This is a genomic window from Bordetella ansorpii (genome assembly GCF_900078315.1).
GTDB lineage: Bacteria > Pseudomonadota > Gammaproteobacteria > Burkholderiales > Burkholderiaceae_B > Bordetella > Bordetella ansorpii.
In genome coordinates this window covers 1,296,679-1,318,008 of sequence record NZ_FKBS01000014.1, presented here as the reverse complement: position 1 = coordinate 1,318,008, position 21,330 = coordinate 1,296,679, and the positions used below count along the sequence as shown (strand labels likewise).

The window sequence follows — 21,330 nt, the reverse complement described above, 5'->3', positions numbered from 1 at the left end:
TCGGATGCGCCCTGCACGCGGTTACCGCTGGACATGGGCAGGCAGCATCCGTTCACGCCTCATCCCGCGCGCACTGTTTGTAGAATCCGAACAACCACGACACAACAGGAGGCCGGCATGGACCGATTCGACGCGATGCAGGCGTTCGCCCGCGTGGTGGAAGCCGGCAGCTTCACCAAGGCGGCGGACACGCTGCACATGAGCAAGACCACGGTGACGCAACTGGTGCAGCAACTGGAGGCCCGGCTGCGCGTGAAGCTGCTGAACCGCACCACGCGCCGCGTGAACCTGACGGCCGATGGCGCGGCGTACTACGAGCGCGTGGTGCGGCTGCTGGCCGACATGGACGACGCCGAGACCAGCCTGTCCAGCGCCTTGGCCGCGCCGCGCGGCCGGCTGCGCGTGGACGTGCCCAGCCCGCTGGCGCGCACGGTCATCGTGCCGGCGCTGCCGGCCTTTCACGCGCGCTATCCCGACATCCAGTTCGACATGGGCGTCAGCGACCGCATGGTGGATCTGCTGGGCGAGAACGTGGACTGCGTGGTGCGCGGCGGCGAGCTGACCGACCAGTCGCTGATGGCGCGGCACGTGGGCGACCTGCAACTGGGCGTCTATGCCGCGCCCAGCTACCTGGAACGCGCCGGCGCGCCCGTCCATCCCCTGGAACTGGAAGACTCGCATCACCGCGTGGTGGGTTTCCTGTGGGCGCGGCTGGGCCGCGCCCTGCCCTACGCCATGCGGCGCGGCGGCGAGGACCTGCACCTGCATGGCCGCTACGTCCTGGCGGTGGACGACGGCAATGCCTACCTGGAGGCGGGCCTGGCGGGACTGGGCGTGCTGTGGCTGCCCGATTACATGGCGAAGGCGCCCTTGGCGCGCGGCGAACTGGTGCCGCTGTTCGAGGATTGGGAAATGGATCCGATGCCGATGTACGTGGCGTTTCCGCCCAACCGCCACGTCAGCGCCAAGCTGCGGGTGTTCATCGACTGGATCGTCGAGCTGATGGCACAGCACGCGCCGGTGATGCCCCGCGCGCCGCGCTGAGGCGTCCCATCTGCCGATTCGCCAAGCCCGGTCCGCCATGCTTCAATGCGTGGCATCGCGCCGCAAGCTTCCTTCCGCCGCCCAATCATGATGTCGTCCCATCCTCTGGAGTATCTGTCTTGCGAGCCAGCGGCGCCGTCGTCGCTGTACGGACGCGAAGATTCGCTGCGCCTGCTGGGCGAGGCGCTGGCGCGGGTACGCACGCAGGGCGGCGCCGAACTGGCGCTGATCTGCGGGCCGGGTGGATCAGGCAAGTCTGCCTTGGTCGAGGCGCTCGCCCAGGCCAATGACGATGCCCGCTACGTCGCGGGCAAGAGCGACCTGCAACAACGCGAGATTCCCTATGCATCCCTGGCGCAGGCGCTGCGCACCCTGGTGTGGCATGGGCTGACCTTGCCCCCGGCCCAGCGCGACGCATTGCGGCAGGCGTGGCTGGCCGCGCTGGACGGACGGGGCCGCGCGCTGGCCGAGATCGTGCCGGAAGCGCTGCAGTTGCTGGGATACGCCGCGCCGCTGCCTCCGGCCCCCGCGCAACAGGCCCAGCAGCGCGCGCAGGACGCCGTGCTGGCCACGCTGGAGGTCTTTGCCAGCGCCGACGCGCCATTGGTGCTGCTGCTGGACAATCTGCAATGGGCCGACAATTCGACGCTGGCCTTCGTGCAGGCCTTCATTGCCCGCGCCCCACGCCACGTACTGCTGTTGGCAGCCTACCGGGACGATATCGATCCGCAGTCCTGCCTGGGATGGCTGGACCATGCCCACCGCACGCACGCGCTGCCGATCACGAGGCTGGCGCTGGGACCGCTGGACGAGGCTTCGCTGTGCCGCATGGTGGCCGCCCAGTTGCGGGCCTCGCCGATACAGATCGCCCCGCTGGCCCAGGCCATACAGGGCATGACGCATGGCAACCCCTTCTTCGCGCGGCAACTGCTGGCCACGCTGCTGGACGACGGGGTGCTGCGCCCCGGCGACCATGGCTGGACCTGGGACGAACCGGCGCTGGCGGAAAACTACCCCGGCACCGTCACCCGCCTGATGGCGCGGCGCTTCGCACGCCTGCCGCAAGCCGGCACCACCTTGATGGGCCACCTGGCGTGCGTGGGCCAGCATGCGCCCACGCGCCTGCTGGCCCGCATCGCGCAGTGCAGCGATGCCGAGGTCGACGCGGGTCTGGCGCCGCTGGTGCGGGCCGGGCTGCTGATACGCGCGCAGGACGGCCATGCCTTCCTGCACGACCGCGTGCTGGAAGCCGCTTATGCCATGGTCCCGCAGGAATCGCGCCCCGCGCGCCACGCCCACATCGCCAGCGTGATGATCGCGCTGTACGGCAACCGACTGGCTGAGCACGCGTTCGACATCTGCAACCAGATCGAGCAGTCCTGCGGCTACGACCCCAAGGGGGCACAACGCGTGGCCTTCGCCCAGGCGCTGGTGGCCGCGGCGCGGCGCGCCAAGAACGCGGCGGCGCTGCCACAGGCGGCCCGCCACGCGGAGGCGGCGCTGGCCCTGATGCAATCCCATTGGTGGGAGGAGCATGAACGCCTGGCCTACGAGGCCAGCCTGCTCGTTTGCGAATGCCTGATGGCGCAACCCGACATGGCCCGCGCCGAATGCGAGATCGACAGCCTGTTGGCGCGTCCGCTGCCGGTGCTGGACCGCGCAGCGGCCTATCGCCTGAAGGCTGCGCTGCAGACCGTGCAGTCCGACTACGAAAGCGCCATCACCACGGCGCTGGCCGGCCTGGCCATGCTGGACGTGCACTTGCCGCGGGACGCCGGCCCGGACGATCTGCGCCAGGCCTACGACGCCGTGATGCGCGCGCGGGGACCGCGCGGGATCGCCGAGCTTGCACTGACGCCCCCCACCGACGACCGCCGTATCCAGGCCGCGATGGGCCTGTTGTCCACGCTGTTCGCCTCGCTGTTCGTCTCTGGCGGACTGAGCTTCCTGCATCTGGCCAAGATGGTCGAGCTGACGCTGGACCACGGCGCCACGCCGGAATCTCCCTATGGCCTGGCCTGGTTCGGCGTGTATGCCGCCGGCCTGTACGGCGAGTACGAGGACGGGCTGGCCTATGGCCGGGCGGCCCTGGACATGATCGACCGCCGCGGTTACGAGGCCGAACGCATCGGTGCGCTGGTGGCGGTGGATCAGGTCAGTCCCTGGAATCAGCCGCTGTGGTTCGCGCTAGAGCATGCGCGCCGCGCCGTGCGGCAGGGCCGGGCGTCGGGCGACATCGGCATGGCCTGCTACGCGAGCATCCACATCGTGTGCGACCTGTTGGCCATGGGAGAACAGTTGCGGCTGGTGGACGAGGAAATCGAACATGGCCTGGCGCTGGCGCGCCTGGTGCAGTACCGCGACGTGGAAGACATCCTGCGCGGGCAGCAGGCGTTCGTGCGGCGCCTGCGCGGCGAGGCGGCCAGCGAACCGGCCGCGCCGCCGGCCCCGCGCCTGCGCGACAGCGGCTCGCAGTTGACCCGCTTCTGGATGGCCCTGTACGACGGCATGGGCCGCGCCTATCTGGGCCAGTGGCGCGAGGCGCTGGACAGCCTGCGCATCGCCGACAGCCTGGCCGGCATGGTCCCCGCCCACATCAACGGGGCCGATTGCCAGCTCTTCCTGGGCCTGGCATCGGCCCGCGACAGCGGCGGCGATCCCGCCGAGCGCGTGCAAGCCGTGGCGGCCTGCCGCGCACCGTTCGAACGCTGGGCCGACCTCAACCCCCTGACCTTCCGCAGCAAGCTGCTGTTGCTGGACGCGGAACTGGCGCGGCTGCGCGGCGAACCGCTGGCCGCGCTGGCGCTTTACGAACAGGCGGCGCAGGCCGGCAAGGTGGCGGGCTTTCCGCACGACCAGGCGCTGGCGCACGAATTCGCGGCGCAGCTGTGCAACCAGCACGGATTGCGCACGGCGGGCGCACAGCATCTGCATGCGGCGATGCTGCACTATCGCCACTGGGGCGCAGAACACAAAGTCGCGCTGCTGGCGCGCATCCAACCCGAACTGCTGGCCGATGCCGCGCGCGGTCGCCCCGCCGATTGGCAAAATGGCCTGAAGGCCGCCCAGGCGTTGTCAGGCGAAGTCGTCATGGAACGGCTGGTGCAGGCGCTGCTGAGCAACATCGTCACCCATGCCGGCGCGCAGTACGGGCTGCTGGTGCTGATGCGGCCCCAGGGGCCCATGATCGAGGCCTCGGCCCGCGTGCTGGGCGGTACGGTCTCGGTGCATCCGGGCGGCGGCGCGCCGACGGAGCACGCGCTGCCGCTGTCGGTGCTGCGCAGCGTCCTGCGCACCCACCGGATGCTGGTCCTGGACGACGCCACCGTGCAGGCTCCGTCGCTGCAGGACTTCACCGACGCGCCGCGCCTGCTGCGCTCGGTGCTGTGCCTGCCGCTGTTGCGCGGCGCAGAGCTCATAGGCGTCTTCTATCTCGAGAACAATGCCGCCGCAGGCGTGTTCGACGAGGCCCGCAGCGCGGCGCTGGAAGTGCTGGCGCCGCAACTGGCCATCATGCTGCAGACCGCGCAGCTATACGAACAGCTGCTGGCCGAGAACGACCGCCGCTCGCGCGCCGAACTGGACCTGCGCCGCGCCCAGGCCGACCTGGCGCGCACCTCGAACCTGACGGTGATGGGCAGCCTGGCCGCGTCGATCGCGCACGAGGTCAACCAGCCGCTGACGGCCATCGTGGCGTCGGTGGATGCCAGCGTGCGCTGGCTCAACCGGCCCGTGCCCGACCTGGCCGAGGCGCTGCAGGACATGCGGCACGTGAAGCAGAACGCCCTGCGCGCGGCGGACATCATCCGCGCGCTGCGCGCCCTGGCCAGGCAGGCGCCGGCCGTGCTGGCCCCGCTGCGCCTGAACGACATGCTGCGCGAAGCGCTGGACATGATCCGCTGGGACATCGATGCGCGCGGCGTGCGGCTGCATGCGCCGCTGCGGGCAGGCACGGCCACGATAGCAGCCGACCGCATCCAGCTGCAGCAGGTCCTGCTGAACCTGATCACCAATGCGCTGGACGCGATGGGCGAGACGGCGCCGGCGCGCCGCGAACTTGAAGTGGCGTCGGTATTGCGCGATGACCGCGTCGAGATCAGCGTGAAGGACCGCGGCCCCGGCATCGCCCCCGAGACCCTGCCGCAGATCTTCGATGCGTTCTATACGACCAAGCCGCACGGCATGGGAATGGGGCTGGCGATCTGCCGGTCCATCATCGAGGCGCATGGCGGCACGCTGGAGGTACGAGCCCGCGCAGGCGGCGGCAGCGCCTTCTGGTTCCGGCTGCCGGTGCTTGCCGAGGGTTGAAAGGCGGGTCAGCCCGCCGCGCGCACGCCCAACTGCTGGGCCATCAACACCAGGTCGGCGAAGGTGCGCGCCTTCATCTTGCGCATGGCCTGGCCGCGGTGGATCTTGACGGTGACTTCACTGATGCCGATCTCGCCCGCGATCTGCTTGTTCAAGAGGCCGCGCACCGCCAGGCCCATGACCTCGGCCTCGCGGGGCGTCAGGCTCTGGTAGCAGGCACGCAGTTCGTCGAGCCGGCGCGTGTCGTCGCGGCGCGCGCGGGACTTTTCCAGCGCGGCCGAGACCGCGTCCAGCAGGTCCTGGTCTCGGAACGGCTTGGTGATGAAGTCCTCGGCGCCGGCCTTCATGGCCGTGACGGTCATGGCGATGTCGCCGAAGCCGGTCATGAAGATGATGGGCACCTGCATGCCCAACTGCGCCAGCCTGGCCTGCAGATCGAGACCGCTGGGGCCGCGCAGCCGCACGTCCAGCACCAGGCAGCAAGGCGAGTCGGGCAGGCCGTCGGCCAGCAGGTCGGCCGCCGAGCCATACAGGCGCACGGCCATGCCGACCGAACGGAACAGGCTGCCCAGCGCCTGGCGCAGGGCTTGATCGTCGTCCACGACCAGCACGACGGCGTCGTCGTGGGCAGGCGTTTCCAGGGTTTGCAGGGTCGCGGACGTCACGATGGTCTTTCCAGCTTGCCTATGAGTGTTGTCGGTCGGCACCCGTGACGGAGCGCTGGACCGCTCCCTCTGAGTATTCGGGGGCGATTATATAAGCGGCCCGCGTGGGGAATACCCTGCGTGAACCCTTGGTTACTCATACTTTCGGATGAGTCCGCGGCCCCCCTTCCCCCACGCCGGATCCCCGCATTTCCCCCCTGGCGCCCCACCCGCCATCCGGCTCCGTCACAAACCCGCAGCATCGGGCGCCGCGCCGTCCCTCCCAGGTAATACCAACGAACAATGGCCCGGTGGCAGACGCCTCTTTAGTCTTGCTCCCAGTCGAGTCGCCAAGGCGCGCCGACGACTCCAACGCGCCGGCCTATCCCTGTCCGGCGCCTGCCAACATCCCTCAGGAATCTGCGTCATGTCCAATCCCAAGCTCGAAGTGCTGACCCCGCATAACAGCCAACTGATCATCATCGACCATCAGCCGCAAATGGCTTTCGGCGTGCAATCGCTGGACCGCCAGACGCTGAAGAACAACGTCGTGGGCCTGGCCAAGGCCGCCCGCGTCTTCAACGTGCCGACCGTCATCACCTCGGTCGAATCGGAGTCGTTCTCGGGCTACACCTACCCCGAGCTGCTGGACGTGTTCCCGGGACACAAGGTGCTGGAGCGCACCTCGATGAACTCGTGGGACGACCAGAAGGTGCGTGACGCCCTGGCCGCCAACGGCCGCAAGAAGGTCGTCGTGGCCGGCCTGTGGACCGAAGTGTGCAACACGACCTTCGCCCTGTGCGCCATGCTGGAAGGCGAGTACGAAATCTACATGGTGGCCGACGCTTCGGGCGGCACCACCAAGGACGCCCATGACTACGCCATGCAGCGCATGGTGCAGGCCGGCGTCGTGCCGGTGACGTGGCAGCAGGTGCTGCTGGAATGGCAGCGCGACTGGGCCCGCCGCGATTCGTACGACGCCGTCATGGCCATCGCCAAGGAACACTCGGGCGCCTACGGCATGGGCGTGGACTACGCCTACACGATGGTCCACAAGGCCAAGCAGCGCACCGCCACGGAACACGAAGTCCTGGCCCCCGTGCACGCCCCGGTCATCGAGCGCTAAGCGACGCGCCGGCCATGCCGCGGCGGGATGCCACGAGCGTCCGTCCGTCGCGGCATGGCCCCGGCCGTCCCTGCGCATCCCGACCCCCCGGCCGCGCGCGGGACGGCGACCTCAACCCTCACGAACCGAAGCCACCCACCATGCATATCGAACCCGTCACCCAGACCCCGAGCCCCTCGCGCCGCAAGCTGTTCGTCGCCAGCGCCACCTCGGTCGGCGCTGTCGCCGCCACGGCCATCGCCGGCACGACTGCCCAGGCCTCCCCCAAGCACGAAGCCGGCTCCGCCAAGGGCGGCCACGGCAACGGCTACGTCACCACCAAGGACGGCACCCGGATTTTCTACAAGGACTGGGGCAAAGGCCGCCCGGTGGTGTTCTCGCATGGCTGGCCGCTGAACTCGGACGCCTGGGATTCGCAGATGCTGTTCCTGGTGCAGAACGGCTTTCGCGTCATCGCCCATGACCGGCGCGGCCACGGCCGCTCGGACCAGCCCGCGCACGGCAACGACATGGACACGTACGCCGACGACCTGGCCGCCGTGATCGAAGCCCTGGATCTGAAGGACGCCACGCTGGTCGGCCACTCGACGGGCGGCGGCGAGGTGGCGCACTACATCGGCCGCCACGGCACCAAACGTGTCGCCGGCGCGGTCCTGATCGGCGCGGTGCCCCCCATCATGCTGAAGACCGCCGCCAACCCCGGCGGCCTGCCGATGGACGTGTTCGACGGCATCCGCAAGGGTGTGGCCGAGAACCGCTCGAAGTTCTACCAGGAACTGGCCGTGCCCTTCTTCGGCTTCAACCGCCCGGACGCCAGGAAGGAACAGGCCACCATCGACGCCTTCTGGGCGCAGGGCATGACCGGCGGCATCCTGGGTCAGTACCTGTGCATCCGCGAATTCTCGGAAGTCGACTACACGGCCGACCTGAAGAAGATCGACGTGCCCACGCTGATCCTGCACGGCGACGACGACCAGATCGTGCCGATCGCGGATTCGGCCGAGCTGTCCGCCAAGCTGGTGAAGAACGCCACGCTGAAGATCTACAAGGGCGCTTCGCACGGCATGTGCGTGGTGAACGCCGGCCAGGTCAACGCCGACCTGCTGGCCTTCCTGAAGCGTTGATGCCCCTGAGGGCGCGTGCCGCACCGGCACGCGCCTTTTTTCATTTCGGCCGCGCGCTCCGGCGTGGCCCCGTATCGAGAGCCACGCCATGAACGCCCCCTCCACGCCCGATCTCATTCTCTTCAACGGCAAGTTCACCACCCTGGACCGCAGCCGCCCCGAGGCCAGCGCCGTCGCCATCCTGGACGGCCGCTTCAGCGCCGTGGGCGACCGCGACGACATCATGAAGCTGGCGGGCCCCGCCACGCGCGTCATCGACCTGCGGGGCCGGCGCGCCATCCCGGGCCTGATCGACAGCCACATGCACATCATCCGCGGCGGGCTGAACTACAACATGGAGCTGCGCTGGGACGGCGTGCGTTCGCTGGCCGACGCCATGCGCATGCTCAAGGACCAGGTGGACCGCACGCCCGCCCCGCAATGGGTGCGCATCGTCGGCGGCTTCACCGAACACCAGTTCGCCGAGAAGCGCCTGCCCACGCTGGAAGAGATCAACGCCGTGGCGCCCGATACGCCCGTCTTCATCCTGCACCTGTACGACCGCGCCCTGCTGAACGCGGCCGCGCTGCGCGTGGTGGGCTACACCAAGGACACGCCCAATCCCCCCGGCGGCGAGATCGTGCGCGACGCGCAGGGCAATCCCACCGGCATGCTGGTGGCCAAGCCCAACGCCACCATCCTGTACGCCACGCTGTCCAAGGGCCCCAAGCTGCCCGCCGAATACCAGAAGAACTCCACGCGCCACTTCATGCGCGAAGTGAACCGCCTGGGCGTGACCGGCGTGATCGACGCGGGCGGCGGCTACCAGAACTATCCCGATGACTACCAGATCATCGAGGAACTGCACCGCGAAGGCCACCTGACGGTGCGCCTGGCCTACAACCTGTTCACGCAGAAGCCCAAGGAAGAGCTCGCCGACTTCCAGAACTGGAGCTCCAAGGTGCGGCCGGGCCAGGGCGACGACATGTACCGCCACAACGGCGCCGGCGAAATGCTGGTGTACACGGCCGCCGACTTCGAGGACTTCCGCGTCGAGCGTCCCGACATGGCGCCGTCGATGGAGGCCGACCTGGAACCCGTGATCCGGCTGCTGGCCGAGAAACGCTGGCCGTGGCGCCTGCATGCCACCTACGACGAAACCATCTCGCGCGCGCTGGACGTGTACGAGAAGGTGGCAAAGGACCTTCCCTTCGACGGCCTGAACTGGTTCTTCGACCACGCCGAAACCATCTCCGACCGCAACATCGACCGCATCGCGGCGCTGGGCGGCGGCATCGCCGTGCAGCATCGCATGGCCTACCAGGGCGAGTACTTCGTCGAACGCTATGGTTCGCGCGCCGCCTGCGCCACGCCGCCGATCCGCCGCATGCTGGAGCGCGGCGTGAAGGTCGGCGCGGGCACCGACGCCACCCGCGTAGCCTCGTACAACCCCTGGGTGTCGCTGTACTGGCTGACCACCGGCAAGACCGTGGGTGGCATGCAGCTGTACCCGCAGGCCAACGTGCTGGACCGCGAGACCGCGCTGCGCCTGTGGACGGAAGCCAATACCTGGTTCTCGTCGGAAACCGGCAAGAAGGGCCGCATCGAGGCCGGCCAGTTGGCCGACCTGGCCGTGCTGTCGGCCGACTACTTCTCAGTGCCCGGCGACGACATCCAGGACATCACCTCGGTGCTGACCGTACTGGGCGGCAAGGTGGTGCACGGCGACGGCGATTTCTCCGGCCTGGCGCCCGAACTGCCGGCGGCCATGCCCGACTGGTCACCCGTGCGCCACGTGGGCGGCTACCAGGCCCGCGCCACCCTGACCGAACGCCGCAAGATGGCCCCGTTGTGCGCCTGCGCCAGTTCGTGCGGCGTGCACGGCCATGCGCACGCCGGCGCCTGGGGCGCCCCGGTGCCGACTTCGGAAGCCAGCAGCTTCTGGGGCGCGCTGGGCTGCTCGTGCTGGGCCTTCTGATTCCCGCGACGCGGACATTCCTTTCCGGAGACCCTGAACAATGAGCACGACCTCCTCCCCGCCGGCGGCGGCGCCCAAGCCGTTCGCCGCGCTGGGGCACGTCACCTTCGCCGTACTGTGGGTGGCCACCATCCTGGGCAACATCGGCGGCTTCATGCGCGACGTGGCCAATGCCTGGCTCGCCACCGACCTGTCGAGTTCGCCCGCGGCCGTGGCGGCGATCCAGGCCGCGGCCACGCTGCCGGTCTTCCTGCTGGCCATTCCCGCCGGCGTACTGTCGGACATCCTGGACCGCCGCAAACTGCTGATCGTGATCCAGTTCGGCCTGGGGCTGGTCAGCGGCACGCTGATGCTGCTGGCCTGGCACGACGCGCTGACGATCGAGATCCTGATCGGCATGGCGGCGCTGGGTGGCATCGGCGCCGCGCTGATGGGTCCGACCTGGCAGTCCATCGTGCCCGAGCTGGTGCCGCTGCGCGAGTTGCGCGGCGCCGTGGCGCTGAACTCGCTGGGCGTGAACATCTCGCGCGCCATCGGCCCGGCCGCCGGCGGCCTGCTGCTGGCCAGCTTCGGTGCGGCGGCGACCTACGCGATGGACTTCATCAGCTACCTCATCGTGATCGGCGCGCTGGTCTGGTGGCGGCGCGTGCCGCGCGCCAGCGATCCCCTGCGCGAGCACTTCTTCAGCGCCCTGCGGGCCGGCCTGCGCTATACGCGGGCGCACAGCAAGCTGCACGTGGTGTTGGTGCGCGCGGGCGTGTACTTCGTATCGGGCAGCGCCGTCTGGGCCTTGCTGCCGCTGGTGGCCAAGCAACTGCTGCACGGCGACGCCGGCCTGTACGGCATGCTGCTGGGCATGGTGGGCGCGGGCGCCATCCTGGGCGCGCTGGCGCTGCCGAAGCTGCAAGGCGTGCTGAACGCCGACCGCCTGATCCTGGCCGCGGCCCTGGCCACGGCCGCGTCGATGGCCGTGCTCAGCAGTTCCCCGCCGCTGTGGCTGGCGGCGCCCTTCCTGGTGCTGCTGGGCATGGCCTGGATCACGGCGCTGACCACGCTGGGCAGCGCGGCGCAGGCCATCCTGCCCGACTGGGTGCGGGGCCGGGCGCTGTCCGTCTACCAGATGGTGTTCAACGGCGCCCTGGCCGGCGGCAGCCTGCTGTGGGGCGCCGTGGCGCAGGAGATGGGCGTGGCCCAGGGCCTGCTGGTGTCGGCGGGCGTGCTGGTGGCCACCTCGCTGCTGGTGCACCGCGTGGCGCTGCCGCGCGGCGAGGAAGACCTGCAGCCGGCCCAGGCCTGGCCCGATCCGCAGGTGGCCGCGGTGGTCGAACATGACCGCAGCCCGGTGCTGATCCAGATCGAGTACCGCGTGAAGCAGGAAGACCGCCAGGAATTCCTGCGCGCGGTGCGCCGCCTGTCCGAGGAGCGCCTGCGCGACGGCGCTTTCAACTGGGGCGTGATGGAAGATTCCGCCGATCCCCAGCGGCTGGTGGAGTGGTTCATGGTGGAGTCCTGGGCCGAGCACATGCGCCAGCACCGCCGCGTCCACAACGCGGACGCCGACCTGCAGCGCGAATTGCTGCGGTTCCACCAGGGCGATACGCCGCCGCAAGTCCAGCATCTGCTGGGCATGAAGTTACCCCCGCTGCACTGATCCTCTCCTTCACACTCCGGAATCCGATCCATGAAGCTCTATATCGTTTCCCTGGCCGCCGGCATCCTGGTCGGCATCATCTACGCGCTGCTGCAGGTCCGCTCCCCCGCGCCTCCCGTCGTGGCGCTGATCGGCCTCTTGGGCATGCTGATCGGCGAGCAGGTCGTGCCGCCGGCGCGCCGCCTGCTGTCCGGCGAACCCGTGACGGTGTCGTGGTTCAAGCAGGAATGCGTGCCGCACATCACCGGCGTGGACAAGGCTTCCCGGCCAGACGCGCAGGACACGCAGAAAACCTGAGCGGTTTTGCCCCGATGCGCGGGAAGCCATACTTAGGTATGGCTTCCGCCGCCGGACACCCGCATTTAAGCTGGAACGGCATACCGCAGCGGCCGGCCCCATTACCCGCGCAAGACAACGACAAGGACAATCGCGTGAGTGCCCTCCCCGTAATCGCCATCGTCGACGACGACGCCTCCGTTCGGACCGCAGTGGGCCGTCTGCTGCGTTCGATCGATCTGGAGGTGCGGCTGTACGACTGCGGGCAGGCGCTGCTGGACGACATCGGCACGGCCGAACCGGATTGCGTCGTCACCGACATCCGCATGCCGGGTTTGAGCGGCTTCGAGCTGTGCGCGGCATTGCGCCGCCGCGGCATGGACGTCCCCGTCATCGTCATGACGGCCTATGTGCAGGAAGGCTTCGCACAGCGCGCCAGCGAGGCGCAGGCCACCTGCTTCATCCAGAAGCCGTTCGCCGATACCCAGCTGATCGCCTGTATCGAACACGCGCTGGGCGACGGCGCCGCCCGCCGGTAACGCCTGCCGAAAGGGCTAGCGCCGCGCGTCCTGTTGGGCCGCGCGCAGGCGCCGCATGACTTCGCTGTTCAGTTCGCGGTTCGCGGACGTCCACTTGCGGGTCATCCGGTCGATCTCGGCCTGCAACCGGGCCACCAGCGCATCGTCACCCTTGGCCAGCCCCCAGATGGCGTATTCCGCATAGGTTTCATACGTGCCGAAGCGCTGCACCGCCTGCTCGAACGCAGCGCGCGCCTGCGCGTCGCGCGAGGCGCCGGCGTAACAGCGCGCCATCAACAGCAACACGCCCTCGGCGCGGTAGTTGGGATGCTGCGTGCTCAGCATCTCGAGATGCGGCAAGGCATCCTGGTAGCGGCGGCAGGCCACGAACGAGCGCGCGGCGCCGTAGAGCAGGTCGGCGTCGGTGGCGAAAGGCCCTTTCAGCGCACCCTCGTACAACGTGGCGGCCTCTTCGGCCTGGCCTGCGTCCAGCAAGGCAGCGGCCAGGCGCATCTGGTTCTGCGCGGTGGGCGTCTCGTCGAAATCGGAACGGGCCAGGCGCACGGTCTTGCCGGGATCGAGCGCGCGGGTGGCGGCCGACACGGCCTTGAAGGCGCCGCGTTCCAGCCGGCTGCTGGGCAGGTAGACGGCGAACAGGTAAACGATGCTGCCCAACATGGGAAACGCGAACAGGATGAACAGCCAGTACAACTGCTGCCCGCTGCGCACCACATGGATGGCGCACAACAGCGCCAGAACGATATGCAAACCCAGGCCGATGAATGGCATGCCGACAATGCTCCAGTTCGTGACGCGGCGATGGTAGCCACTTATTTTTTCAAGCAGAAAACGGTTTGTTCAAACTGACACGAGGTCAAGGCCCGGGCGTTGCATCGAGACGGTCCGGTACGGATGGCCGAACCGCCATCATCAGGAACACTTCAGCCGAACCGCCCCAGGTACGCATCCAGCCGCTGGGCCAGGCGCTCGTCATGAGAGGCATTGCCGCCGAACATGAAGCACCGCGCGCAATGGCGCGGAAAGCGGATCGGCGCCAGATGGCGCGCCACGGCGCGATAGGCGGACAGGCTTTCGTGCTTGCTGGCATCGCCCCACACGGGCTCGGGCCCCGCGGTGACGGCGATGGCTTTCTCGCCGCAGCGGGTCGATATGCCGGGCTCCTGTTCCAGCGCCGCCAGGGCGGTGGACAGGCGGCTGAAAAACGACCAGCCGATCAGGGTGCGCCAGCCGATGTCGGCGATGCCCGGCTGCTCGTCCTGCGTCCAGCGGTGCATCGAGCCTTCGCGCCGCACGCCGTCCATCACCATCGACGGCGATATGTGGATGGCAGCCGGATAACGCTCCAGTTCCTGCCCCATGCCGAACGACAGGCTGCTGTTGTAGGGCGGCAGAAAGAAGCCCAAGCCCATCACGCCGCAGATCAGCCTGGTGCCCAGCAACAGGTCGGTGATGGTATTGGCAAACGCGACGTTGTGCGCGTGCTCGGCTGGCAGGTCGATCTCGAAGAACACCATGTCGCTACGCTGCTCGACACCGAAATACGGCAATGCCGGCTCTTCGAATTCGGACAGGGCATAACCGTAGCGGCGCAGCCCCTCACCATAGGCGGTGCTGGATTGCTCGAAAAATGCCCGGCCATCGGCCGCCAGGCCCGGATTGATCTTGCGGATCTTGCCGCGGTGCTTGACGAAATGAAAAGAGGCCATATAGGCAGCGGCGCCCCAGGCATCCTCGAATAACCGATAGGCCTGCGCCAACGCCCCCCGGTTCGCCTCGTCCGCGATCTCGCCATCCAACAACGCGATGATGCGGAACGCCGGCACGGCGAACGGGGATTCGTTATACAGCAGCATATCGGGCATGGCCTTGCATCCTTCCTTCTCGCAATGGGCAGAAAGACGGCTGTCGCCAGCCGCGCGGGGAAAAGCCCCGCGATTGTGCAAGCCTCGGGCAGTCAATGTCCTACGGAATCCTTCCACATGCCAGCAATCCATACAAAACCCGCCAGCATCTCCATGCGCGCCGAGGGTCATGAAAAGGTTTGGATATAACTCTTCACCTGGGAGTACATAATCGCAGCCTTGCCCTACTGCTGCGGCGCGGGCTGCGGATCCCCGTCGCCGCCCGCCCCGGACACGATCCCGCCCTCGACGCTGCCCAGGTCGGCCAGCAGATCGTAGCAACGAGACTCCAGCTCTTCGGCGGCCGCGGCGCGCTGGGGCGATGTCTCATCCACCGCGCTGCGGCAGCGCAACCCCACCGCCACGGCCGGCTTCTGCTCGCGGCCTTCCTCGGTCACGCCCTTGACGCTGATGAACTGCACGAAGTGATAGCGCTTGCCGTTGTCCAGGGCCGTGTAGATCAACTGCGCGCCGCCCGCCTCGAACTCCATGCCGGGCATGCTCTCGACCTCGCGCATGGTGTCCTGGATGGCTTCATCGCTGGCGTGTTCCAGCGCGCGGGCCTCTTCGGCCGGCAGGTCGGCGTAATTGACCGAAGGCGCCAACGTGCGCAGCGACAGGCGCGCCACCGCGAATTGCTCGGAGACCGACTTCATCGGAAAACGGTACTCGGCGTAATGCGTGCCGTTCTTGTCCGACTGGGACACGAGGCGCCAGTCGGCAGGCGGCACGAACACCGGCTTGCCGCCGGCAAAGGTCAGGCTGCCCGTCACGCCGATCTCGGCGGACAGAACGGGCGCGGCGCCGAGAAGGCCGGCGACGAGGACGGATGCAAGAACGATGCGGCGTGATGCGGACATGGATGCGAAGCGATCTGCCTGGATATGCCGCGATGATAGCCGAGCGCGGGATGGGTTCGCGCCGCGGATGTCCGGCCTGTGCGCCGCCGCGAATAGGCATAGAATTTCCTCGACCGTTCCCGAAAGCCGCGGCATTGCGGCGGCCCGCCCGGAACAGCCCCCAACAAACCGAGGAGACACCATGCTGAAGATCTGGGGACGCGCGAATTCCGTCAATGTGCAGAAAGTGCTGTGGTGCTGCGACGAACTGCAGGTGCCGTACGAACGCATCGATGCCGGCATGCACTATGGCCGCAACAACGAGGCCGACTATCTGGCCATGAATCCCAACGGCCGCGTGCCCACGCTGGAGGACGGCGACTTCGTGCTGTGGGAGTCGAACGCCATCCTGCGCTACCTGGCGCTGCAATATGGCGCAGCCAGCGGCCTGTATCCCGAAGGCGCCCGGGCGCGCGCCAGCATGGAACGCTGGCTGGACTGGACACTGGCCTCGCTGCAGCCCGCCGAACGGCCGCTGTTCTGGGGCATGGTGCGCACCCCGCCCGAACAGCGCGACATGGCGGCCCTGCAGCAGGTGGCCGACGATACCGGCAAGCTGTGGCAAGTGCTGGACGAGCGCCTGAAAGACCGCGCCTACATCGAAGGCCAGGCCTTCACGCTGGCCGACATCGTGCTGGGCGCCTATTGCCGGCGCTTCCTGGGCGCCGAACTGGACAGCCTGCGCCGTCCGGCCATGCCGCATCTGAAGGCCTGGTACGAACGGCTGCAGGAACGTCCCGCCTTCCGCCGGCACATCGCGCCGGCGCTGACTTGATCCCTTTCTCTTTCAGGAGCCCACCGCGGCCATGACCATCGAACTGCATACCTGGAACACCCCCAACGGCCGCAAGATCAGCGTGGCGCTGGAAGAAATGGGCCTGCCCTATTCCGTCCATCCGATCGACATCCGCAACGGCAAGCAATTCGAACCCGGCTTCCTGCGCATCAGCCCGAACAACCGCATCCCGGCCATCGTCGACCCCGATGGCCCGCAAGGCAAGCCGGTCAGCGTGTTCGAGTCGGGCGCCATCCTGCTGTACCTGGGCGAGAAGACGGGCAAGTTCCTGCCCGCGCCCTTGGCCGAACGCATTCCGGTGCTGGAATGGCTGATGTGGCAGATGGGCGGCTTCGGCCCCATGCCGGGCCAGGCGCATCATTTCCTGGGATTGCAGAACGAGGACGACAAACGTTACGGCGCCAAGCGCTATGTGGACGAGACGCGCCGCCTGTACGGCGTCCTGGACCGCCGGCTGGCGCAGGTGGAGTTCGTGGCGGGCGCGCTGTCGGTGGCCGACTTCGCCATCGTGGGTTGGGCGTGGCGGCACGAACGGCACCAGGTCGACCTCGTGGACTTCCCGAACGTGAAACGGTGGTACGACGCGCTGATGGCCCGCCCGGCGGTCAAGCGGGGGTTCGACGTGAAACTGGACACCTGATACCGGTGCCATAAGCCAGAGCGGACCCGGACCCCCTGGGCAGCCGCCGGCGCATTATCCAGAAACGCCTGAACAGTGCGCCCAGCAACACCAGATTGTTCGCATTTTCGAACAAGTGTCTTTCGATAGCCCCTCTTTATACGAGGAGCACCCGTCCATAGAATACCTTTCCATGAACGGAGCCTATCATGAGAGCCTTGATCGAAAAAAATCTTAATCAACCCGCCTTGGTCAATGCGCTGGTCGATTTCACCGGCCTGATGGCTCGCGTGGACTTCAACCTGGGCCAGGCCGCCTTCGTGGTAGCCGCCAGGGGCCTGCGTTACGGGCTGCCGGCCGCGCAAAAATTGGCCCGCCGCACGACGCGCGCGGCGGGCCGGTGCGGCAAACGGGCGGAATGACCGCCCGCCGCCACGCGCCTTACAGACCCGTATCGCGCGTGATCTTGCTGCCGTCGATCGACACGCCCGCCATCAGGCCGGCGTTGTTCATCACGAAGCCGACGACCGATTGCTGGTAGGTGTTGCTGTCGATGCTGCCGTTGGCGCCGATCTTGGCCACGGCCACCGTGGCATCGGCGCCCACCGTCCAGCCGTTGCTTTCGCGGAATTTCTTCAACGCGGCGTCGGTCATGAACAGGAGCACGGTGGCGCGCGACTGGGCGCCGGCCTGGAAGCCGATGGAACCGCCCGCGGTGGTGTAGTAGGACACCGGCTGGCCGCCCACGCGCAGCACGCCCTTGCCGTATTCGCCAGCCACGATGAAGCCGCCGCCGATCACCGCCGGGAAGACCAGCACGCCCTTGGCGCGCTGCACCAGTTCACGCGACTGCGGCGAGGCCTGATAGAGCTTGGACAGGGTGGCATCCGCGCCCGAGTTGATCTCGGAGCGCTGCTGGGCCGGGGTAGCCGAATTATTCTGGGTATTGGTGGTGCAACCGGCGAAGGTCAGGCCCGCCAGGGCCACGGTTGCGGCGGCCAGGCCGCTGCGGCGCAGGATAGAGGAAGATCCGAACATGGTGCTTCTCCTTTGAGTGGGCGACCCCACTTCGTTAATAGGGTGCGATCAACTCTACTCCGCCCCCTTGTTACTGGCGTGAGCGAGGCCTGACATAAGGCCAGAAAGCGCAACCAAACCTGTCATGCCAAGCTGCACTTCCGGGGTGAGGCTGTCAAGCGGGAACTTCCACTTCCTCCTGGGAAAACACGGACCGCAACGGCTCATGGCCCTGTTGCAGCAGCCAGGTGACGAGGCTGCCGCACGGCATCGGCCTGCCATATAAATAGCCCTGAATATACGAGACGTTACGGGCCTGCAGGTAGCGCAGCTGCACGTCGGTCTCCACCCCTTCCGCCACGACCTGCAACCTGAGGCGGGCAGCCAGCGCGATGATCGCGTCCAGCACGGGCGCCTCGCCGTCGACGGATTCGATGGCGCTGACGAACCCCCGGTCGATCTTGAGGTAGTCCACAGGGAAGCGATGCAGGTAGGACAGCGAGCAGTTGCCCACGCCGAAGTCGTCGATGGCCACCAGCGCACCGGTGGCGCGCAGGGCTTCGAGATTGCGCCGCGCCGTGTCGTCATCCGACACCAGGCTGCGCTCGGTGATCTCCAGCACCAGCACGAGGTGGCGCTGCTGCAGCACGCGGCGCAACTGCGATACGTCCGGCACCAGCCGCGCGCTGGCCAGGTGCTCGGCCGCCAGGTTCACGCCCACATGGAAGCCCGGGCGCAGCGGCCATTGCGCCACGTCGCGCTCGATCAGTTCGAACAGGTGCAAGGTCAGCGGCACGATCATGCCGTGCGTCTCGGCCTGCGCGATGAAGACGTCGGGCCGGATCTCCTCGCCCGACGCCGTGCGCCAGCGCATCAGCGCTTCCACCCCCATGCACTGCCCCTGTCTCACGTCGTAGATGGGCTGATAGCACAGGTAGAACTCGCCCGCGCGCATGGCGCGCCGCAGGCTTTCCACTGGCGACAGCTGGCGCAGCCGCAAGCGCCAGGCAATGAAGCCCAGCGCGCCGGCCAGCAACAGCGTCGCCGGCAGGAACTCGAGCGCCACGCGCCGCCAGGCCGCATAGACGTCCTCGGCCGGCACGGTGACCGACACCTGCACGGTGTCGTCGTCGGACTGCAGGCGGCGCACCTGCGCCATGGAACCGGCGTTGCCCACGGGGTAGCCCTGGCTTCGGATGGACGCCCCGGTGCCGAAGTGCATCTCGACGTGGTACGACCGCAGATCGGCCACGGTATTGAGCAGGTCTATCAGATATTGGCCGTCGAGCACCGCCACCACGGTGACGTCGTTCCAGTTCTGCGCGAACACCACGGCGGGGCGGCTTTCGCTGGAGGCCGTACCGGCCACCGAGGCGATCGAACGCCCTGGCGGCAACGCGGACAACGTGGGCAACAGCACCGACAGGCGCCGCATGCCAGTGTGGATGCCGGCGGCGCATTCGATGGTGTCGTCGCGCACGAACAGCAGGGAGCGCAGATACGGGGAGATCGATCCCATGTACTGCAGCGTGGGCTCGGCCATGGAACACGGGCGCCCCGCCAGCGGCCCCAGTTCGTCGACCACCCGCCACGCATAGGCCGACATGGTCTGCGCCTGGTGCATCAGCACCCGGGCGGCGATGTCGGCCTGGCTGGAAGTCAGGCGCCGCGCCTCGCTGAGCGACGCGAAGGCGCACAGCACGGCGGGCGCCAGCAGCACCAGAACGGTCTGCACGACAAACCACCCCGCATGCCGGCCCTTCCAGACCTGCATGCCCAATCGTTCTGTCCGTAAGGTCCGCGAACCGCCCATGCTGTATCCCAAGACCTGGGCGCCGCTCTGGAGAGTTTTGCACAGGAATGATAAATTCCTGCGAACCTTAGCAGGATATTCACAAAATATGAAATTATTCGAACATTTTGTGAATTTTTACTTACAGCTGAGGTGCTGGTGTCAGACCGCACGCCCGCTGCAGCCTCCTGGCGACGGTATGACTCGGCGACCTATTGACTGGCGACGCTGCCTCGACTCTCCGCGCTGAGCGGCTGAGCATGGGCGACGATCCGCTTGGGCTTCCAGATCTTGCAGGCATGGTCCAGGCCCTTGTCCTGGCACAAAAATCTGGCGAAACCCATCGCCTGATCAACGGTAAGAAACTCGTAGCGCCGACCCGAATACGTCACTGCGCGTCCATCCCGTATCGCCTCCAAATCATCCTCCCCATGAAAATGCACAAACGTCTGCCAGGAAACCTTAACCATAATGACATATTCATAACTCTGCGAGAACCTCCCTATGAGGCGCGTAAAGTCACGAAAAAGCGATTGCATCATTCTCCGGCGAATGCTGAAAAATTGCGCGACTATGCAAGCGCTAGCATGATGCCGCACATAATGTGCCTGCTTGCCAGAAGTTCATGGGGGAAGGGAGTGATTTGCGGCGGTTGCGCAATACGAAGCGCGGTGGAAAACCGGCAAACGGCGGCATTGCACCGCCGGGAAGCAACATTAAGATTTTTGTAAAGAATGTAAAAGTGGACCGGCAATGCCGGTCCGAAGCACGCTATTGGCGGGGCGGCTCGATCCAGAAGAATTTTTCGCCCTGCGCGATCATGTCCCCAACGGCGTCGGCATCCATGCGCAAGTCCGTGCCCATGAGGGTCGCCCCACCATCGTCGTGGATGTGAATGATGGCCGGTGGATCGTTTTCCATGGTGTACCAGTAGTACCCAGGCTTCAGGTCGTGCGAGTCGGTCGTCATGATGGCCAGTCTCCCTGCAGGTGATTGTGCGGCGGCGGCGCCACAGGCGTAAACGAATGCTACCGCGCCTCCAGAGAGGAGCGGCGAGGCTTGATGTCAGGCCCATTTCAGCCCATTTCAAACCCTGTCATCCAGCTTGCACGCACCCCGCTCGGGGCGCAATATCGTCTCGAGCGTAGTGGATTCGGATGTTGCGGATCGTCGCCATTGATCGCGATCCAGACACCCCTCTCCCGCCGCACCGTCGGACAATTGAACTGGATATTTTCAACTTGGCTGCCTCGAGCAGCAAGGCAGGAGCATCATGAAAAAGTGGCTGATCGCAGGCTTGGGCGCAGCGGGCGTACTGCTGTCCAGCGCAGCGCTGGCCCGGGTGGACGTGGGCATCAGTATCGGCGTGCCAGGCTATGGCTACCCGCCGCCGGTGTATGTCGCACCGCCCCCGCCCGTATACGTGGCGCCGCGCCCGGTCTATATCGCGCCGCCCCCGCGGGTTTATGTGGCTCCTCCGCCGCCCGTTTACTATCCGGCGCCGGTGTATTACGGCGGCCCGCGCTATTACGGCGGCCGTGGCGGCGGCCATTACCGCCATCGCCATCATCACTACCATCATCATGATCGCGGCTGGCGCCGCTGATCGCCCAAAAAACCGATGGCCAGGCAACGCG

The 21,330-nt window shown here is 67.3% G+C and carries 20 protein-coding genes; 12 read left to right on the top strand and 8 right to left on the bottom strand.

Going from position 1 to position 21,330, the window contains the following annotated elements; all coding sequences use genetic code 11:
- Positions 1 to 117 precede the first annotated feature (117 nt).
- Both A7W11_RS13725 and A7W11_RS13720 read left to right on the top strand, forming a co-directional pair.
- Positions 118 to 1,044: a LysR family transcriptional regulator gene (locus A7W11_RS13725; RefSeq protein WP_066413071.1), complete on the top strand. Its 927-nt coding sequence runs from the start codon at positions 118 to 120 to the stop codon at positions 1,042 to 1,044.
- A gap of 87 nt (positions 1,045 to 1,131) precedes the next feature.
- Complete coding sequence (locus A7W11_RS13720; protein ID WP_066413066.1) at positions 1,132 to 5,352, top strand: trifunctional serine/threonine-protein kinase/ATP-binding protein/sensor histidine kinase; 4,221 nt, start codon at positions 1,132 to 1,134, stop codon at positions 5,350 to 5,352.
- 8 nt (positions 5,353 to 5,360) lie between these two features.
- On the opposite strand, the gene A7W11_RS13715 is transcribed toward A7W11_RS13720, so the two are convergent.
- On the bottom strand, positions 5,361 to 6,017 hold the full coding sequence (locus tag A7W11_RS13715) for a response regulator transcription factor (RefSeq protein WP_066413054.1): 657 nt from the start codon (positions 6,015 to 6,017) through the stop codon (positions 5,361 to 5,363).
- 406 nt (positions 6,018 to 6,423) lie between these two features.
- Between A7W11_RS13715 and A7W11_RS13710 the strand changes: the two genes are divergently transcribed.
- The 6 genes from A7W11_RS13710 to A7W11_RS13685 all read left to right on the top strand — a co-directional run bounded on the left by A7W11_RS13710 (position 6,424) and on the right by A7W11_RS13685 (position 12,669).
- Positions 6,424 to 7,122: a hydrolase gene (locus tag A7W11_RS13710; RefSeq protein WP_066413049.1), complete on the top strand. Its 699-nt coding sequence runs from the start codon at positions 6,424 to 6,426 to the stop codon at positions 7,120 to 7,122.
- Between the two features lie 140 nt (positions 7,123 to 7,262).
- The gene (locus A7W11_RS13705) at positions 7,263 to 8,246 is read left to right on the top strand and encodes an alpha/beta fold hydrolase (RefSeq protein ID WP_066413041.1); all 984 of its coding nucleotides are present in this window, start codon (positions 7,263 to 7,265) and stop codon (positions 8,244 to 8,246) included.
- Positions 8,247 to 8,334: 88 nt separating this feature from the next.
- Positions 8,335 to 10,203: an amidohydrolase gene (locus tag A7W11_RS13700; protein ID WP_066413039.1), complete on the top strand. Its 1,869-nt coding sequence runs from the start codon at positions 8,335 to 8,337 to the stop codon at positions 10,201 to 10,203.
- Positions 10,204 to 10,243: 40 nt separating this feature from the next.
- Positions 10,244 to 11,854, top strand: coding sequence for an MFS transporter (locus A7W11_RS13695; protein WP_066413037.1), 1,611 nt, complete (start codon positions 10,244 to 10,246; stop codon positions 11,852 to 11,854).
- 30 nt (positions 11,855 to 11,884) lie between these two features.
- Positions 11,885 to 12,151 (top strand): XapX domain-containing protein, encoded by a 267-nt coding sequence (locus A7W11_RS13690; RefSeq protein ID WP_066413028.1) that lies wholly within the window; start codon positions 11,885 to 11,887, stop codon positions 12,149 to 12,151.
- Positions 12,152 to 12,285: 134 nt separating this feature from the next.
- Positions 12,286 to 12,669 (top strand): response regulator transcription factor, encoded by a 384-nt coding sequence (locus A7W11_RS13685; protein WP_066413027.1) that lies wholly within the window; start codon positions 12,286 to 12,288, stop codon positions 12,667 to 12,669.
- A gap of 15 nt (positions 12,670 to 12,684) precedes the next feature.
- Here A7W11_RS13685 and A7W11_RS13680 read toward each other — a convergent pair whose 3' ends face one another.
- The 3 genes from A7W11_RS13680 to A7W11_RS13670 all read right to left on the bottom strand — a co-directional run bounded on the left by A7W11_RS13680 (position 12,685) and on the right by A7W11_RS13670 (position 15,430).
- The gene (locus A7W11_RS13680) at positions 12,685 to 13,437 is read right to left on the bottom strand and encodes a tetratricopeptide repeat protein (RefSeq protein ID WP_066413026.1); all 753 of its coding nucleotides are present in this window, start codon (positions 13,435 to 13,437) and stop codon (positions 12,685 to 12,687) included.
- Between the two features lie 152 nt (positions 13,438 to 13,589).
- Complete coding sequence (locus A7W11_RS13675) at positions 13,590 to 14,531, bottom strand: type VI immunity family protein (RefSeq protein WP_066413024.1); 942 nt, start codon at positions 14,529 to 14,531, stop codon at positions 13,590 to 13,592.
- Between the two features lie 224 nt (positions 14,532 to 14,755).
- Positions 14,756 to 15,430 carry a hypothetical protein gene (locus tag A7W11_RS13670; RefSeq protein ID WP_066413022.1) on the bottom strand — a complete coding sequence of 225 codons (675 nt, stop codon included), beginning with the start codon at positions 15,428 to 15,430 and terminating at the stop codon, positions 14,756 to 14,758.
- 181 nt (positions 15,431 to 15,611) lie between these two features.
- Here A7W11_RS13670 and A7W11_RS13665 point away from each other — a divergent pair, with 181 nt between their 5' ends.
- From A7W11_RS13665 to A7W11_RS27480, 3 genes are all read left to right on the top strand, one after another.
- Positions 15,612 to 16,244 carry a glutathione S-transferase family protein gene (locus A7W11_RS13665; protein WP_066413019.1) on the top strand — a complete coding sequence of 211 codons (633 nt, stop codon included), beginning with the start codon at positions 15,612 to 15,614 and terminating at the stop codon, positions 16,242 to 16,244.
- Positions 16,245 to 16,275: 31 nt separating this feature from the next.
- Positions 16,276 to 16,905, top strand: coding sequence for a glutathione S-transferase family protein (locus A7W11_RS13660; protein WP_066413015.1), 630 nt, complete (start codon positions 16,276 to 16,278; stop codon positions 16,903 to 16,905).
- Between the two features lie 188 nt (positions 16,906 to 17,093).
- On the top strand, positions 17,094 to 17,306 hold the full coding sequence (locus A7W11_RS27480; protein WP_082887221.1) for a hypothetical protein: 213 nt from the start codon (positions 17,094 to 17,096) through the stop codon (positions 17,304 to 17,306).
- Between the two features lie 19 nt (positions 17,307 to 17,325).
- On the opposite strand, the gene A7W11_RS13655 is transcribed toward A7W11_RS27480, so the two are convergent.
- From A7W11_RS13655 to A7W11_RS13640, 4 genes are all read right to left on the bottom strand, one after another.
- Positions 17,326 to 17,922: a BPSL1445 family SYLF domain-containing lipoprotein gene (locus A7W11_RS13655; protein ID WP_066133096.1), complete on the bottom strand. Its 597-nt coding sequence runs from the start codon at positions 17,920 to 17,922 to the stop codon at positions 17,326 to 17,328.
- A 154-nt stretch (positions 17,923 to 18,076) separates the two neighbouring features.
- On the bottom strand, positions 18,077 to 19,675 hold the full coding sequence (locus A7W11_RS13650) for an EAL domain-containing protein (RefSeq protein WP_066413010.1): 1,599 nt from the start codon (positions 19,673 to 19,675) through the stop codon (positions 18,077 to 18,079).
- A 230-nt stretch (positions 19,676 to 19,905) separates the two neighbouring features.
- On the bottom strand, positions 19,906 to 20,235 hold the full coding sequence (locus tag A7W11_RS28775; RefSeq protein ID WP_235816868.1) for a hypothetical protein: 330 nt from the start codon (positions 20,233 to 20,235) through the stop codon (positions 19,906 to 19,908).
- A gap of 229 nt (positions 20,236 to 20,464) precedes the next feature.
- Positions 20,465 to 20,662 (bottom strand): hypothetical protein, encoded by a 198-nt coding sequence (locus A7W11_RS13640; protein ID WP_066413007.1) that lies wholly within the window; start codon positions 20,660 to 20,662, stop codon positions 20,465 to 20,467.
- A 304-nt stretch (positions 20,663 to 20,966) separates the two neighbouring features.
- Here A7W11_RS13640 and A7W11_RS13635 point away from each other — a divergent pair, with 304 nt between their 5' ends.
- Positions 20,967 to 21,299, top strand: coding sequence for a virulence factor (locus A7W11_RS13635; RefSeq protein WP_066413004.1), 333 nt, complete (start codon positions 20,967 to 20,969; stop codon positions 21,297 to 21,299).
- The last annotated feature ends 31 nt before the right edge of the window (positions 21,300 to 21,330 follow it).